Consider the following 14,446-nt stretch of genomic DNA (forward strand, 5'->3'; position numbering starts at 1 on the left):
AAGGGCCTTAGCTTTGGGAAATTCAACGATGCTATTTCAATGAGTCCGATGAGCCGGGCGGGGACAACAGTTATGCGGCGCATCATCTTAATGCTGATCTATTGCTGCTTGGGGACAGGCCTTGCGGGGTGTGACTACACGCTGAGGGAGGCCGCAATTGTGGCCCCCGTGGATCCGCCGGGCGGGGACCCCGTGCAGGAGCCGACCGACGTCAAATATTACCCATCAGACGAGCCCGTTCGGCTGGGGCTGGAGCATTTCAACCGCGGCAGCTACGGACTATCCCAGCGCTATTTCAAGGACGCCGTCGAGAAATCACCGAAGGACCTGACGGCCTGGATTGGGCTCGCGGCAAGCTATGACCGCCTGCGTCGTTTTGACCTGGCTGATCAGGCCTATGCCCAGGCGATTCGGCTGGGGGGCGAGACCGTTCAAATCCTGAATGATCAGGGTTATTCGTACATGCTGCGCGGCAATCTGAGTGCGGCGCGACGGAAGTTCGAGAAGGCTTATTCGCTCGATCCAGGTAACCCGGTCATCGCCAATAACCTTGAGCTTCTCAATGGTAGCCGTCGGTTCATCGAAAGGCCGCCGAATAATCAGCCTTAGGTGGAATAACTACCGGTAAAGGGCTGATGCCGGTCGGATATGCACGCTAACGTGCTTTGGGAGGCATGCCTCGTCGCGGGTATGAGCCAGTTGCGCGTGGCATGGGTAGCCCCTGATTAGTTGGGCCCGATCACAACATCAGCGTGACGGCTGCCGATGCGGCTGATGACGATCACGCCGTTGCGGATGGTAAATCTCGCGCCGAGCAGTTTGCGGACCTTCTCCGTGATCGGAGAAGGGAACGGGATTGTTTCTCCCGTGACGGGATCGCCGACCCTGATCGACTCTGTCGCGGAGCCCGCAACCGGGGCGGGCTTGATATAGTCGCGGATCAGCTGAATCTCTTCGCGCGACAGGACGAGAACTGCCTGGTCGGGGCGAGTCTCGGCCGGCGGCTTGGGTGCTTCGGTGCTTGGCTTGTCGCGGGCCTCATTGGCGCTTGCGATCTGATCGAGCCTGGCTACGCGGAGCTTGAGCGCGATGATTTCGCGTTGCAGCGTGGCGATCTCCGCTTTGAGCGCCGTGGCCTGCATCAAGACAATGGTCGCGCAAACGCAACTCACGATGACGAGAACGCTCAGCAACGCGAGCAACCAGCGCTCGATGTTTCCCATCGACCCTCCGGTTGCCTCGGGGAGTTGATCGCGCTGGAGGTGCCCGCGCCAGATGCGGCGTCCTCGCTGCATCCAATTCGCGATCGCTGTCACACGTCCGGACTCCTCCTGCCCGGAGCCGAAGTGCGCAGACGACAAGGCGGGGGCCTCGTGGGGCGGGTGAATTATGGGCGCACTGTTGCCGTGATCGGTGCGTGGCTGCGGCCCTCGGTCCTCGGCGACGTGATCGTCAGCCGGAGGATGAGAGGCGGCGTGCGGATGAGGGCGGGACGGATCATCCTCCATCTGGTGATTAAGCCGGCCCGTATCCGTTCTCGGTGGTGCCATCTACCAACTTCAGCGGTTGTTCCGCCCGGAGCATCAAATGAGGCGGTCGTGTTGCACGCTGCGCGTTTGCGGGCCGACGCCGCCGGATCTGCAAATCATTCCAGCATCGATATGGACGTAAACCGTGCCGATAAGCGAGCCCTGTGTCAATTGAGGAAAAGGGCATCAGCATCGAACCGGGATATCCGCAGATGGTCTCAGTCGCGCCAGCCCTGGGCGCGGGGCCGCGCGCGACGGTTCACCCTAAAGACGCGCACGCCAGATCGAGGCCTTGGAACAACTGTGTCTGTCAAAAATCAACCCGGACGAGGCGTCATCCTGAGGTTTGATCCGAGATTGGGAGAATCGGTCTCTGGTTCCGTTTCGCGTTCGCGAACCCGTGAGGAGACTTCATTCGCCCGCGAAGACGAAACAAATGACATCGGATTGAAACCACTTTCCAGCAACCTCGAAGTCAGGGAAACACATTGCCGAGCTACTATCTCCAAGCCTTCTAACTGGGAGAGCCAGCAATGCGATCTCACCAAGATTTAGTCGCGCCAGTCATCATTCTGTGCTGCTCAGCTTTGAGCATCGCCACTCTTGTGATGGTCGGAGCATGGTGAATCCTTGGCCACACATCCATGCGTGAGGAATTCACATCTCTTGCTTTCTTGGCGGTTACGCTCGCGGGCGCCGCCTTGCTTGGCTCCGGCCTGCTCGCGCTGGTAATCGTGGGGTAGAGCGCGGCCCGACGCACGCTGATATCCGAGAGGGAAGCTGGTGCGCTGCCGATCTGCCGCGGCGAGGGCCCCTCGCTCCGAAGCCGAATTTCGTCTCCACATGATGACGCCGATCGCCATGAACGTCGGACAAGCCAGCATGTCGGCCTGGTCAATGTACTTCTGGACGCAGTACCAATCAGTGGGAGCGTGTCGGTAGTTTGGGAAGTCTGTGCGGGTTGAACGTCGTCGGCATCAATCCGGGAATTGTTTCCGGCTCCACTACGTCGAGACGCCGAACAGCTTGCGCACTGCTGGCAGCCACTCGCCCGTCATCGTGAACTCAAGCCCGAGCCGCGCTCCGACGGCAATCGCCAGCATTGTGATCGGCGCCGAGAGAGCGAGTGTTGAGAATGCGGTCAATCCCTGGCCAATGGTGCATCCCATTGACATGATCCCGCCTATCCCCATCAGAAGCGCGCCGCTCATGTGACGCTTCAATTCACGGGCGTCGTCGCAAGCCTCCCAGCGAAAGCCGCGCCCGAGCATGGCGGCCGCAAACGAGCCGGCGACGACGCCGGCGACCGAGCCGATGCCAAAGTTCAACCGCGCGCCGGAAAAGGTGGCAATGTAAAGGATAGTGTCGCCAAGCGGGGCAACGAAGGTGAGCGAGGAGACGCGCGCGGGATCGAATTCGTCATCCGCGAGCCACCCCGTCGCGAACCATCCGAACGCAATCGCGGCGCCGACGGCAAGACCGGAAACCAATAGTCGCGGCGACCGGATCAGCCGGCCATCCGCGAGTGCCCAGAAAGCGAGCGCGGCGGCAATCGACACGACGAGGATTGCATGCGTCGTGCTGCCGGCCCCGAGCAGTGAAGTCAGAGTCTGGTTGTTGCCTTCGGCGAGGCGCACCGACAATGGCTCGATCAGCTTCACGCGGAGCATGCCGGTGATGCCGCGCATAGTCGCGAGCGCGGACAAGCCGAGCACGAGAAAGACCACGATGGCACGCAGATCGCCACCGCCGACGCGCACCAGCGTGCCGAAACCGCAGGTGCCGACCAGCGCCATGCCGACGCCGAACATCAACCCGCCGATGATCGCGCCGCCCAGGCCGATCGATGCTGTGAGATAGATCGATCGCGACAGGTCTATGACGCCGAACTCGGCCAGCGCTTGGGTCGTAAGCAGGGCGACCGCCGCGGCCAGAGCAAAGGATCTGAGCCGGCGAAAATCCGATCCGAAGAACGCATCCTCGAGCATTGCGAGCGTGCAGAAGCGGCCCGCACGGCCGGAAACGCCGAGCACGGCACCGGCGGCAAGCCCGCATGCAAACGCTATGGTCGAAGGGCCCAGCATTCCTCCCGGGGATGTTCGTTCTGCTTGTTAGACAGTCTGCGCCGGGAAGGCGCGAAAATCCAGAACGGAAAATTACCGGCGGCGCCGCCGCACCGGCTCGCAGAACACGTCGTAGACGGCGGTGAGAATCTTGCGGACGTCCTCGTTGGCGAGGCTGTAGTAGATCGCCTTGCCGTCGCGGCGGGTGGTGACCAGCCGATCGAGTCTGAGCCGCGCGAGCTGCTGGGAGACGGTTGACTGCCGTTCGCCGAGGAACTGCTCGAGCTCGGTCACCGATTTCTCGCCCTCGGCGAGGATGCAGAGCAGCAGCAAGCGGGACTCGTGCGATAGCGCCTTGAGCATGTCGCTCGCCTCGCGTGCCTTCTCCATCATCTGCTCGAGCTCGGCGGAGCCCTCGATCTCCTTCAGCTTTGGCAGCGGCATCGTCTCAAATTCCCCTGAGTAAAATCCTTGAGAGCGGTCACGACCTGCCCGGTTCGGATCCTGTGCTGGACAGGATCCGGTCCAGGAGGCCGAAGAAGAAGGCATCCCCCGGATAACCGCGAATGCGCCCGATCTCACGGCCCTCTTTTACCACGACGAAGGTCGGCGTGAAGGCGCCGGGATCGATTCCGGCGAGGTCGGCGGGCAGGGGCCTATTCAGGTCGACCCGGCGCAGCGGCGCGGTCTGGCTTTCCTCGGTCTTGCCATAGATCGGCGCGATCTCGGCATTGAAGCGTGCGCACCATACGCAGCCGGCCCGTTCGAACATGACGAGCTCGGCCGTGCGCGATCCCGTTGCGGACAGCGCGAGCGCGACAATGACTGCGAGCCAGGCGATGATTCTGTTCATCCTGCGTAACGGACCTCTGGACTTCCTTGGCGCTTTATATCATTAAATTCGCATATGTTCTAGGGATGAGACGCAATGACCTTGGACGTCACGCTGGGGGCGGCCTTCGTCGCGGGGCTGTTGTCGTTTCTGTCGCCCTGTATCCTGCCCCTGGTCCCGCCCTTCCTTTGCTACATGGCCGGCGTCTCGGTCACCGATCTCTCCGGTGGCAAGCCCGACCTGCGGCCGCGCATCCTGGTCTCCGCACTCGCTTTCGTGGCGGGCTTCTCGCTGGTTTTCGTCGCGCTCGGCTCGACCGCCTCGCTCGCGGGACGCCTCATCTCCGCGCATCTCTCAACGCTCGGCATCGTCGCCGGCGGCCTGATCATCGTCATGGGCCTGCATTTTCTAGGTGTGCTGAGGATTCCGCTGCTCTATCGCAGTGCGACGGTGCAGGTCGACAACCGGCCGGCCGGGGTGGCGGGGGCCTTCGTCATGGGCCTGGCATTCGCGTTCGGCTGGACGCCCTGCGCAGGCCCCATTCTCGCCGCTGTCCTGCTGATGGCAGGCTCGGAGGACACGACCGGACGAGGAGCCCTGCTGCTTTTCGCCTATTCAATCGGGACCGGCATTCCGTTCCTGATCGCGGCCGCGTTCACCGGTAGGTTCATTGTCGCGCTTGGCCGCGCGCGCCGGCATCTTGGCCTGGTCGAGAAGACGATGGGCGTCTTTCTAGTCGCGACCGGCCTGATGTTCTTGACCGGTCTAATGCCGGCGGTTTCAGAGTGGCTGCTGGAGCGTTTTCCGGGGCTGACCACCATCGGCTGAGCTAGCCGTAGCGGAAATCGAGCAGTTGGGCATAGGACTGCAGTTCGATCAGGTAACGATGCACGAGCGGCCCTTCGCCGGCCATCGCTGCATGGGCGATCTCTCCACTGCTCGCGATCGCGCCGTCTATGAGGCGGCGGAACTCGCCTTGTCCGGCGATCTCGGTGCTTGCCCATTCGTTGCAGCGCTGCAGACGATCGCGGAATGCGCTTGCGGCGGCAACGGTTTCCTCGGCGTATGCCTGCGCCGGCTGCTGGCCATACCGCGTGGCCGCCACCCGTAGCTTTTCCATGGCCGGCGCGATCTCGAATACGCAGTCGCCGAGATCGTAGAGGCCCGAACGACGCCTGAGTTCATGAAAGGACCTGCGCAGCGCAAGCAGTTCGCGACCGGCGGCGACATTGTCGCCGCCGTCCAGCGCGCGCGTCGCGGCCGCGAGCCGTTCACCGCCGTCACCAAGAAATTCCGCCAGTGCGGCCGGAGCATAAGCGGGCAGGGGACCGGACGCGTTTGGCTCAAGCCGTTTCCACGTGGTCGCCGCCGCGTCGGTCTCCATCTGTGCCAGCGCGATGCTTCCGGTGCGCGCATAGCTCGCCGCGCTGCGCAGATTATCCATGATCGGCCCCATCACCGATACGAAATCCGTGGGTTTGCCGGCCTCCGCGCCGAGAACGAGCGCGCTCGACGTCAGCCATGCCAACAGGGCGATGATGCAGCGCAAGATCGGAAATCCTTGTCACATTCGTAGATATGAATATCATAATGAAAGTGACCGATGCGCAAGATCCTTCCAAAGCACAAATCCCTGACGTCGCCCGGCTGGCTGACGCGACGCGGCTTTCTCGCATTAGCATCGGGCGCGGCTCTTGTCGCCCGCCGCGGCGAGGCGGCCGCTGAGCCGGCCCTTGGAGAAGATGGGCTCTATCACGAGCCCTGGTTTCTGCAGAGCTTCCTCGATCTGCGCGAGGACCTCGAAGGCGCTGCCGCTGGCGGCAAGCGCCTTGCGATCATGTGGGAGCTGCGCGGCTGCCCCTATTGCCGTGAGACGCATCTGGTAAACTTTGCCGATGCGGCGATCACGACCTACATTCGCGACAATTTCGAGGTGTTGCAGCTCAATCTGATTGGCTCCCGCAAGGTTACGGATTTCGATCGCCAGGAATTGTCCGAGAAGGATCTGGCCCAGAAATACGGGATCAGGTTCACCCCGACATTCCAGTTCTTTCCTCCATCGTCCAACGGCATTGAGGCAAAGGAGCCGATGGCGCGGGAGGTGGCGCGGGCACCCGGCTATCTCAAGCCGCAGCATTTCCTGGCGATGTTTCGCTTCGTGGGGGAGCGGGCTTACGAGCGCGGCTCGTTCCGGGATTTTCTTACCACAAACGGCTAGCTGACACCGGCCCTGCGAATTTGTCTTGACGTCGCTTCTTATATGAACATATCATAATATCTGAATTTGATGGATTGTGAGTCCATCGCAAACGAGGCGGGCGTCACCTCGCCATCAAGGGTAGGGAACATGCGGCGCTCGCTCGCGGCTGCGTTTGCGCTATGTCTTTCGGCCGGAAGCGCCTGCGCGCAGGAGTCGATCAAGCTCGACGTCGTCAATGACGCTCTGCCCAAATCGCTGACCGGCGCACCCGGCAATCCCGATGCCGGCAAGAAGGTGTTCCTGACGCGCACGCTGGGCAATTGCCTCGCCTGCCACCAGGTCACCAGCCTGAAGTCCGAGGAATTCCACGGCGAGTTCGGCCCGTCGCTCGACGGCGTCGCCGGCCGCTACAGCGAGGCGCAGTTGCGCCTCATCGTCGCCGATCCCAAGCGCATCTTCACCGACACGGTCATGCCGGCGTTCTTCAAAAGCGACGGCTTGAGCCGTGTGCGCCCGGAGTTCGTCGGCAAGTCGATTCTGTCGGCCGCGCAGGTCGAGGACGTGGTCGCTTATCTCAAGACGCTCAACTGACGGCGAGGAGGATCTGGAATGAAAGCCATCAATCGACGGCAGGCATTCGCGCTCGGGGGTGGCTTCGTCATGCTGACCCTGATGCCGATGGCGGCCGATGCCGAAGTGAGCAATGACGCCGCGAAGTGGATCGAGAAGTTCACCGGCGGCAAGCAGCCGGTCAAGGGCAAGATCGCGCTCGACCTGCCGGAGATCGCGGAGAATGGCAATACCGTGCCGCTGTCGCTCACGGTCGAGAGCCCGATGACCACGGAATCCTACGTCAAGGAAGTCATGATTCTCGCCGACGGCAATCCGAACGCCGGCGTCGCGACGCTGATGTTCACACCGGTCTCGGGCAAGGCGGAGGCCTCGATCCGGATCCGGCTCGCGGCCACGCAGAACGTGGTTGCGATCGCGAAGATGAGCGACGGCGCGCTGTTCACGGAGCAGAAGACCGTGAAGGTAACGATCGGCGGCTGCGGCGGCTAGGGCGCAAGGAGAGAACAATGGCAGACAAACCACGCATCAAGCTTCCCAAGGAGGCGGCCAAGGGCGAGGTCATCCAGATCAAGACCTTGGTCTCGCACGTCATGGAATCGGGCCAGCGCAAGGACGCGCAAGGCAAGCCCATCCCGCGCAGGATCATCAACAGGTTTGCCTGCGAATTCAACGGCAAGCCGGTCTTCGCCTGCGCGCTCGAGCCAGCGATCTCGGCCAACCCCTACATCCAGTTCGATGCGAAGGTGGAGGAAGCCGGGACCTTCAAGTTCTCCTGGACCGATGACGACGGCTCGGTGATCACGGCCGAAGAGAAGATCGCGCTCAAGGCGTAATGCCGGAGAGCTTCGAGGGAGACAGCGGATGCTTTCGCGATACGTTGGACTCGCCGTTGCGATCGTCGCGGTCGCATCGCTTGCGACGCGTGCTTTCGCGCAGGAGACCGAACGCAAAGGCATCTCCGCGCCGCCTGGACACGTCTTCAAGACGATTGTCTCCGGCTACCAGTTCCGCAGCAAGGAAACGCGGGCGCTGCAGGACGACGACCTGGAGAACCCCGGCTTTCTGGCGGTGGAGCGTGCCGCCGACGTCTGGAAGAGGGCGGAGGGCAGCGAAGGGAAGTCATGCATGAGCTGTCACGGCGAGGCCGAAACGAGCATGAAGGGCGTCGGAGCCGCCATACCGAAATGGGACGACAAGCGGAAGAGGCCGGTCAATCTCGAGCAGCGCATCAACATCTGCCGCACCGAGCACATGAAGGCGGAGCCCTGGAAATTCAAGTCCCAGGAACTGACCGACATGACCACCTTCGTGCGATACCAATCGCACGGTATGCCGGTGGCGGTGAAGACCGACGGTCCGATGTCGCCCTGGTTCGAGCGCGGCAAGCAGATCTATTACACGCGCTACGGCCAGCTCGATTTGGCCTGCGAGTCGTGCCACGAGCGCAACAACGGAAAATTCATGCGCGCCGATTTTCTCAGCCAGGGCCAGACCAACGGCTTTCCGACCTATCGGTTGCGCGACCAGCGCCTGGTGCCGCTGCATGAGCGCTTCGAAGGCTGCATGTTCGATGTACGCGCCGAGCCGTTCAAGCCGCTCTCCGACGAGTTTCTCGCGCTTGAGCTCTATGTCGCCTGGCGCGGCATCGGGCTGCCGGTCGAGACGCCCTCGGTGCGCAATTGAAACGATGAGCCTGCAGGAGCATTGCGCATGATCTCTCGTCGCGAGTTCATCCAGGTTGCTGCAGCAACGGCGACACTGGCGACCAGTACCGGTTCGAGCCTGACCCGGGCGTTCGCCCAGCAGCGCCTGACCCAGAAGGAATTGCTGGCCTTCGAGCCGCTCGGTAACGTCACGCTGGTGCATGTGACCGACATTCACGGCCAGCTCATGCCGCTTTACTTCCGCGAGCCTTCGACCAATCTCGGCGTCGGCGAGGCGAAGGGGCTGCCGCCGCACGTGACGGCCAAGGAGTTTCTCGCCCGCTTCGGCATCGCACCCGGTTCTTCGGCCGCGTACGCACTGACGTCGGAGGATTTCGAGGCGCTGGCCAAGACCTACGGCAAGATCGGCGGGCTCGATCGGGCCGCCACCGTGATCAAGGCGATCCGCGCCGAGCGCGGCGACAAGGTCGCGCTGCTCGACGGCGGCGATACCTGGCAGGGCTCGTGGTCTTCGCTGAAGACGCGGGGCCAGGACATGATCGACTGCATGGCCCTGCTCAAGCCCGACGCCATGACCGGACATTGGGAATTCACCTACGGCACCGAGCGGGTCAAGCAGGCGATCGAGGGACTCGGCTTCCCCTTCCTCGGCCTCAACATCCGCGATACCGAGTGGAACGAGGCGGCGTTCGAGCCTTCGACTATGATCGAGCGCGGTGGCGTCAAGATCGCGGTGCTGGGCCAGGCGTTCCCTTACACCCCGGTCGCCAATCCGCGCTGGATGATCCCGAACTGGTCGTTCGGAGTCCGCGAGGAGGACGTGCAGGCCCAGGTCGACAAAGCGCGCAAGGACGGGGCGCAGCTCGTCGTGCTGCTCTCGCACAACGGCTTCGACGTCGACCGCAAGCTGGCCTCCCGCGTCAAGGGCATCGACGTCATCCTGACCGGCCACACCCATGACGCGCTGCCCGAAGCGGTCAAGGTCGGCAAGACCCTGCTGATCGCGTCGGGCTCGTCCGGCAAGTTCGTGTCGCGGCTCGACCTCGACGTCCGCGACGGCGAGGTCAAGGCCTACAGCTTCAAGCTCATTCCGCTGTTCTCCGATGTGATCGCGGCGGATGCCGAGATGGCCGCGAAGATCGCCGAGGTACGAAAGCTCTTCGCGCCCGAGCTATCGAAGGTGCTCGGCAAGACGGATTCGCTGCTTTACAGGCGAGGCAATTTCAACGGCACCTTCGACGACCTGATCTGCCAGGCCCTGTTGCAGGAGCGCGACGCCGAGATCGCGCTCTCGCCGGGCTTCCGCTGGGGCACAAGCGTGCTGCCGGGACAGGACATCACCTTCGAGGACGTCACCAACGCGACCGCGATCACCTATCCGGCGGTCTATCGCATGGGCACGACGGGTTCGCGGTTGAAGGAGATCATCGAGGACGTCGCGGACAATCTCTTCAACGTCGATCCCTACTATCAGCAGGGTGGCGACATGGTGCGCATCGGCGGTCTGTCCTATGCGATCGATATCGCGAAGCCGCAAGGCAGCCGCATCTCCGATATGCAGCTGCTCAAGACCGGTGCGCCGATCGATCCCGCGAGGGAATATCAGGTCGCAGGTTGGGCCAGCGTCAACGAAGGGACCGAAGGGCCGCCGATCTGGGAGGTCGTGGCCAATTATCTGACCCGACAGAAGACGGTTCGCCTCGAACCCAACAGAGCTGTCAAAGTGACGGGAGCGTGAGAAGCGATGTCGAAGATGGACAGTCCCCAGCAATCCCGACGCAGTTTCCTGGCCGCTGGCGCCGGCGTTGCGGCGTCGGTGCTCGCGAAGCCCGCCTTGGCCGGCGGCGGCAATCCGGCGAACCAGCCTCCCAACGTCCCGGAATGGACCAAGTCGCTCGGCGAGGGCGTCGCCGTGCGCCCCTACGGCAAGCCTTCGAAGTTCGAGAAGGATGTCGTCCGGCGCGACGTCGAATGGCTGACCGCCTCGCGCGAGTCCTCGGTGAGCTTCACCCCGCTGCACGAGCTCGAAGGCATCATCACGCCGAACGGCCTCTGCTTCGAGCGGCATCATGGCGGCATCGCCGAGGTTGATCCGGCCGATCATCGCCTGATGATCCATGGGCTCGTCGAGCGTCCGCTGATCCTCACGCTGGAGGAGTTGAAGCGCTATCCGCGCGTCAACCGCATTCACTTCATGGAATGCGCAGCAAATTCCGGCATGGAGTGGCGCGGCGCGCAGCTCAATGGCTGTCAGTTCACCCACGGCATGATCCATTGCGTGCAGTACACCGGCGTGTCGCTGCGTACGCTGCTCGAAGAAGCAGGGGTCAAGACCAACGGTAAGTGGCTGCTGGTCGAGGGCGCCGATGCGGCCGCGATGGATCGCAGCTTGCCGATCGAGAAGGCGCTCGACGACTGCATCATCGCCTACAAGATGAACGGCGAGGCGCTCTATCCCGAACAGGGCTATCCGATGCGGCTCGTGGTGCCGGGTTGGCAGGGCAATCTCTGGGTCAAGTGGCTGCGCCGCATCAAGGTCGGCGATCAGCCCTGGCACACCCGCGAGGAGACGTCGAAATATACCGACTTGATGCCCAACGGAAAGGCACGTCGGTTCACCTGGTCGATGGACGCCAAGTCGGTGATCACGAGCCCTAGTCCGCAGGCGCCGATCAGGCACGGCAAGGGCTTCACCATCGTCTCCGGGCTGGCCTGGAGCGGAAACGGCAAGGTCAGGCGCGTCGACGTGTCGCTCGATGGCGGCCGCAACTGGTGGCCGGCACGGCTCGACGGCCCCGTGCTCGACAAGGCACTGACGCGCTTCTACTACGAGTTCGACTGGAACGGCGAGCCGCTGCTGCTGCAATCGCGCGTGCAGGACGAGACCGGCTACGTGCAACCGAGCAAGGCCGAGTTGCGCAAGATCCGTGGCGTCAACTCCATCTATCACAACAATGGCATCCAGACCTGGCATGTGCAGGCCAATGGTGAGGTCGAGAATGTCGAAGTCGCTTAAGTTTGCTGCCGCGGCACTGCTCATTTGCGCAATGTGCGCGCCCGCGCTCGCGCAGCAGAAGACCGATGCCAAAGCCGGTCCGCGCTATCACATCGGCCGCGCGCCGACCGCGGCGGAAATCCGCGGCTGGGATATCGACGTGCGGCCCGATGGTCAGGGCCTGCCGGAGGGCAAGGGCACGGTCGCCCAGGGCGAGAAGCTCTTCATGGACAACTGCTCGACCTGCCACGGCGAGTTCGGCGAGGGTAACGGCCGCTGGCCAGTGCTGGCGGGCGGCAAGGGTTCGCTGACATCAGACAATCCGGTCAAGACGGTGGGCTCGTACTGGCCCTACGCTTCGACCGTGTTCGACTACGTCCGTCACGCCATGCCTTACGGCAATGCGGAGTCGCTCTCGGTCAACGAGTATTATGCGCTGGTCGCCTACGTCCTGTACCTGAACGACGTTGTCACCGACCAGAATTTCGAGCTGACCAACAAGAACCTTGCCACGATCAAGATGCCGAACGAGCAGGGCTTTGTGATGGACGATCGGGCGACGAGCGAGAAATCGTTCTGGCAGAAGGACCCCTGCATGAGGGATTGCATCGAGCCGGTGAAGATCACCGCGCGCGCTGCCGTCATCGACGTGACCCCAGAGGATACCAAGGACGGAAAGTCGCGGCGCGTGGAATGATCCGCGGCCGGGCGAGCCGCCGTGGGTTGCTTCGCAGTTTGTTCGCTGCCGCCTTCATCATGACAAGTCCGGCCGCTCCGTCCCGGGCGACCGAACCGCACCGGCTCGCGCTGCAGATCAGCGACGACGACCCGGCCAAGATGCGCGCCGTCCTCGATGTTGCGGCGAACGTCTCGCGGCATTATTCCGGGCAGGGCGACGACGTCGAGATCGTGGTGGTTGCCTTCAATGGCGGCCTCGACATGCTGCTCGACGACCGCTCGCCGGTGAAGGAGCGCCTGTTGAATTTCCTGAAATCGATGCCCAATGTGAGCTTCATCGCCTGCGGCAATACCCTGGAGACGCTTGCGGTGAAGGAAGGCAGGCGACCGCCGCTGATCGAGGGCATCAGCGTCACCCGGGTTGGTGTTGCCGCACTGATGGATCTTGCGGAAAAGAACTGGACGATTGTCCGACCGTAAGGAGAGAGCCGCCGATGCGATGGTTGATGGGATTGGCTGTCTTGCTCCTTCTCGCGCCGCCCGCCGGCGCGGCCGTGCAGGAGCTCGAACTGTCGGCCGGCGGCCGCACGACCCTCGCGACACTGCGCACACCTGCCTCGATGGGACCGGATACGCCGCTGGTCGTGATGACCCACGGCACGCTCGCCCACAAGGACATGGAAGTCATTCAGGGCGTCGCGAAGGCGCTTGAGCAGCGCGGCATCGCTTCGCTCGCCCATACCCTGTCGCTGGGGCTCGACCGCCGCAAGGGCATGTATGACTGCGCGGCGCGGCACGACTATGTCGTTGACGATGCGGTTGCTGAGATCGGTGCCTGGGTGACCAAGGCGAGGGGCATGTCGCGGTTCGTCTTCACCCTCGGTCACTCGCGCGGCGGCAACCAGGTCGCGCGCCATCTGGCGGCGGGCGAACCCCCGCCGGTCGCGGGTGCCGTGCTGCTGGCGCCGGTGACGGCGAAAGCCGAGGCCGACTTGCGCGCCTCCTATGCCCAGACCTACGGCAAGCCGCTCGAACCGTTCCTGAAGCAGGCGACGAGGACCGTCGCGGCGGGCCGCGGTGGCGAGTGGATGGACGTGCCGGGCTTCATCTATTGCCGCAACGCGGTGGTGACGGCGCGCGCCTTTGCCTCCTTCTATGCCGCCGACACCGGCCAGGACGCCGCGGCGCTCGTGGCGCGGCTCAAGCTCCCTGTGCTGGTGCTCGCCGCGACCAAGGATACGGTCGTGCCCGACGTGGTAGCGTCCTTTGCACCGCTTGCCGATTCGAGCGGCGGCAGAGTGCAGCTCGATAGAATCGAGGACGCCGATCACTTCTTCCGCGACCTGTTCGCGGAAGATGCTGCCGATCGTATCGCCGAATTCATCAAGCAGACACGTTAGGAGGGACCATGCAGCGTCGATCCATGCTTGGCGCGAGCCTTGCCGGACTATTTGGTGCTCTTGCCGTGCGCGAAGCGGCAGCGGCGACGGAAACACCGGTGCGACAGCGCATCGTCTATCACCTCGCCGATGCCGACCGCGTCGTCTTCGTTCTGGGCAACCTCCAGAACCATGTCGATGGCGTTGGTGGCCCCGGCAAGGCCGATATCAGGCTGGTCGTGCATGGGCCGGCGCTTCGCGCCTTCCACGCCCTCGCCGCCGAAGATCACACCGTTGCGATGATGAAGAAGCTCGCCGACGCTGGCGTCGGATTTGATGCCTGCGCCAACACCATGAAGGCGCAGGGGGTCAAGCTCGACGACCTCACGCCCGGCTTCGTGGTCGCCGAGAAGGGCGGCGTGGTGCGGCTCGCCGAGCTGCAACAGCAGGGATATGCCTATCTGCGGCCCTGAGCAGGCGTGGCGCCGATGCGGCCGGGCCTTGATTTGGCTCATACGGCGCGACCGCAGCGA

18 protein-coding genes are annotated in these 14,446 nt (G+C 63.3%); 13 read left to right on the plus strand and 5 right to left on the minus strand.

The annotated features are described in order from the left end of the window. Positions 1-72 precede the first annotated feature (72 nt). Positions 73-609 (plus strand): tetratricopeptide repeat protein, encoded by a 537-nt coding sequence (locus ACE10W_RS14400; protein ID WP_236842217.1) that lies wholly within the window; start codon positions 73-75, stop codon positions 607-609. A 116-nt stretch (positions 610-725) separates the two neighbouring features. Here the strand turns inward: ACE10W_RS14400 and ACE10W_RS14405 are convergent, their stop codons facing one another. From ACE10W_RS14405 to ACE10W_RS14420, 4 genes are all read right to left on the minus strand, one after another. After that, positions 726-1,223 (minus strand): hypothetical protein, encoded by a 498-nt coding sequence (locus tag ACE10W_RS14405; protein ID WP_236842218.1) that lies wholly within the window; start codon positions 1,221-1,223, stop codon positions 726-728. A 1,310-nt stretch (positions 1,224-2,533) separates the two neighbouring features. Continuing rightward, positions 2,534-3,613: a YeeE/YedE family protein gene (locus ACE10W_RS14410; protein WP_304552311.1), complete on the minus strand. Its 1,080-nt coding sequence runs from the start codon at positions 3,611-3,613 to the stop codon at positions 2,534-2,536. A 72-nt stretch (positions 3,614-3,685) separates the two neighbouring features. After that, the gene (locus tag ACE10W_RS14415) at positions 3,686-4,036 is read right to left on the minus strand and encodes a metalloregulator ArsR/SmtB family transcription factor (protein ID WP_011086290.1); all 351 of its coding nucleotides are present in this window, start codon (positions 4,034-4,036) and stop codon (positions 3,686-3,688) included. A 37-nt stretch (positions 4,037-4,073) separates the two neighbouring features. Continuing rightward, the gene (locus ACE10W_RS14420) at positions 4,074-4,445 is read right to left on the minus strand and encodes a thioredoxin (RefSeq protein WP_304552312.1); all 372 of its coding nucleotides are present in this window, start codon (positions 4,443-4,445) and stop codon (positions 4,074-4,076) included. 75 nt (positions 4,446-4,520) lie between these two features. On the opposite strand from ACE10W_RS14420, the gene ACE10W_RS14425 reads away from it, so the two are divergent. After that, positions 4,521-5,252, plus strand: a complete 732-nt coding sequence (locus tag ACE10W_RS14425; RefSeq protein ID WP_304552313.1) for a cytochrome c biogenesis CcdA family protein — start codon at positions 4,521-4,523, stop codon at positions 5,250-5,252. 1 nt (position 5,253) lies between these two features. Here ACE10W_RS14425 and ACE10W_RS14430 read toward each other — a convergent pair whose 3' ends face one another. Then, entirely contained in the window at positions 5,254-5,973 is a 720-nt protein-coding gene (locus ACE10W_RS14430; protein ID WP_162494079.1) for a hypothetical protein, read from the minus strand. 54 nt (positions 5,974-6,027) lie between these two features. On the opposite strand from ACE10W_RS14430, the gene ACE10W_RS14435 reads away from it, so the two are divergent. From ACE10W_RS14435 to ACE10W_RS14485, 11 genes are all read left to right on the plus strand, one after another. Beyond that, complete coding sequence (locus ACE10W_RS14435; protein WP_246740299.1) at positions 6,028-6,642, plus strand: thioredoxin family protein; 615 nt, start codon at positions 6,028-6,030, stop codon at positions 6,640-6,642. Between the two features lie 129 nt (positions 6,643-6,771). Further along, positions 6,772-7,215, plus strand: coding sequence for a sulfur oxidation c-type cytochrome SoxX (soxX, locus tag ACE10W_RS14440; protein ID WP_202633030.1), 444 nt, complete (start codon positions 6,772-6,774; stop codon positions 7,213-7,215). An 18-nt stretch (positions 7,216-7,233) separates the two neighbouring features. Continuing rightward, complete coding sequence (gene soxY / locus ACE10W_RS14445) at positions 7,234-7,686, plus strand: thiosulfate oxidation carrier protein SoxY (protein WP_011086296.1); 453 nt, start codon at positions 7,234-7,236, stop codon at positions 7,684-7,686. 17 nt (positions 7,687-7,703) lie between these two features. Then, a complete protein-coding gene (soxZ, locus tag ACE10W_RS14450) occupies positions 7,704-8,030 on the plus strand; it encodes a thiosulfate oxidation carrier complex protein SoxZ (protein ID WP_011086297.1) in 327 nt (108 codons plus the stop codon). Positions 8,031-8,058: 28 nt separating this feature from the next. After that, complete coding sequence (soxA, locus tag ACE10W_RS14455) at positions 8,059-8,880, plus strand: sulfur oxidation c-type cytochrome SoxA (RefSeq protein ID WP_011086298.1); 822 nt, start codon at positions 8,059-8,061, stop codon at positions 8,878-8,880. 27 nt (positions 8,881-8,907) lie between these two features. Then, a complete protein-coding gene (gene soxB / locus ACE10W_RS14460) occupies positions 8,908-10,599 on the plus strand; it encodes a thiosulfohydrolase SoxB (RefSeq protein ID WP_304552319.1) in 1,692 nt (563 codons plus the stop codon). A 6-nt stretch (positions 10,600-10,605) separates the two neighbouring features. Then, positions 10,606-11,877, plus strand: a complete 1,272-nt coding sequence (soxC, locus tag ACE10W_RS14465) for a sulfite dehydrogenase (RefSeq protein ID WP_011086300.1) — start codon at positions 10,606-10,608, stop codon at positions 11,875-11,877. Next, the gene (locus ACE10W_RS14470) at positions 11,861-12,553 is read left to right on the plus strand and encodes a c-type cytochrome (protein ID WP_304552322.1); all 693 of its coding nucleotides are present in this window, start codon (positions 11,861-11,863) and stop codon (positions 12,551-12,553) included. The genes soxC and ACE10W_RS14470 overlap by 17 nt, the downstream gene beginning before the upstream one ends. A 59-nt stretch (positions 12,554-12,612) precedes the next feature. Beyond that, positions 12,613-13,014 carry a DsrE family protein gene (locus ACE10W_RS14475; RefSeq protein ID WP_231166726.1) on the plus strand — a complete coding sequence of 134 codons (402 nt, stop codon included), beginning with the start codon at positions 12,613-12,615 and terminating at the stop codon, positions 13,012-13,014. A gap of 14 nt (positions 13,015-13,028) precedes the next feature. Next, positions 13,029-13,934 (plus strand): alpha/beta hydrolase, encoded by a 906-nt coding sequence (locus ACE10W_RS14480; protein ID WP_304552324.1) that lies wholly within the window; start codon positions 13,029-13,031, stop codon positions 13,932-13,934. 8 nt (positions 13,935-13,942) lie between these two features. Next, positions 13,943-14,386 (plus strand): DsrE family protein, encoded by a 444-nt coding sequence (locus ACE10W_RS14485; RefSeq protein WP_304552326.1) that lies wholly within the window; start codon positions 13,943-13,945, stop codon positions 14,384-14,386. The last annotated feature ends 60 nt before the right edge of the window (positions 14,387-14,446 follow it).

The organism is Bradyrhizobium sp. B025, assembly GCF_042257955.1.
Lineage (GTDB): Bacteria > Pseudomonadota > Alphaproteobacteria > Rhizobiales > Xanthobacteraceae > Bradyrhizobium > Bradyrhizobium diazoefficiens.

Coding starts and splice junctions, on each gene's coding strand:
- ACE10W_RS14425 (WP_304552313.1), top strand. CDS start 4,521: ATGACCTTGGACGTCACGCTGGGGGCGGCCTTCGTCGCGGGGCTGTTG.
- ACE10W_RS14470 (WP_304552322.1), top strand. CDS start 11,861: ATGTCGAAGTCGCTTAAGTTTGCTGCCGCGGCACTGCTCATTTGCGCA.
- ACE10W_RS14480 (WP_304552324.1), top strand. CDS start 13,029: ATGCGATGGTTGATGGGATTGGCTGTCTTGCTCCTTCTCGCGCCGCCC.
- soxB (WP_304552319.1), top strand. CDS start 8,908: ATGATCTCTCGTCGCGAGTTCATCCAGGTTGCTGCAGCAACGGCGACA.
- ACE10W_RS14410 (WP_304552311.1), bottom strand. CDS start 3,613: ATGCTGGGCCCTTCGACCATAGCGTTTGCATGCGGGCTTGCCGCCGGT.
- soxC (WP_011086300.1), top strand. CDS start 10,606: ATGTCGAAGATGGACAGTCCCCAGCAATCCCGACGCAGTTTCCTGGCC.
- soxA (WP_011086298.1), top strand. CDS start 8,059: ATGCTTTCGCGATACGTTGGACTCGCCGTTGCGATCGTCGCGGTCGCA.
- ACE10W_RS14485 (WP_304552326.1), top strand. CDS start 13,943: ATGCAGCGTCGATCCATGCTTGGCGCGAGCCTTGCCGGACTATTTGGT.
- ACE10W_RS14420 (WP_304552312.1), bottom strand. CDS start 4,445: ATGAACAGAATCATCGCCTGGCTCGCAGTCATTGTCGCGCTCGCGCTG.
- ACE10W_RS14475 (WP_231166726.1), top strand. CDS start 12,613: ATGACAAGTCCGGCCGCTCCGTCCCGGGCGACCGAACCGCACCGGCTC.
- soxZ (WP_011086297.1), top strand. CDS start 7,704: ATGGCAGACAAACCACGCATCAAGCTTCCCAAGGAGGCGGCCAAGGGC.
- ACE10W_RS14435 (WP_246740299.1), top strand. CDS start 6,028: ATGCGCAAGATCCTTCCAAAGCACAAATCCCTGACGTCGCCCGGCTGG.
- soxX (WP_202633030.1), top strand. CDS start 6,772: ATGCGGCGCTCGCTCGCGGCTGCGTTTGCGCTATGTCTTTCGGCCGGA.
- ACE10W_RS14400 (WP_236842217.1), top strand. CDS start 73: ATGCGGCGCATCATCTTAATGCTGATCTATTGCTGCTTGGGGACAGGC.
- soxY (WP_011086296.1), top strand. CDS start 7,234: ATGAAAGCCATCAATCGACGGCAGGCATTCGCGCTCGGGGGTGGCTTC.
- ACE10W_RS14405 (WP_236842218.1), bottom strand. CDS start 1,223: ATGGGAAACATCGAGCGCTGGTTGCTCGCGTTGCTGAGCGTTCTCGTC.
- ACE10W_RS14415 (WP_011086290.1), bottom strand. CDS start 4,036: ATGCCGCTGCCAAAGCTGAAGGAGATCGAGGGCTCCGCCGAGCTCGAG.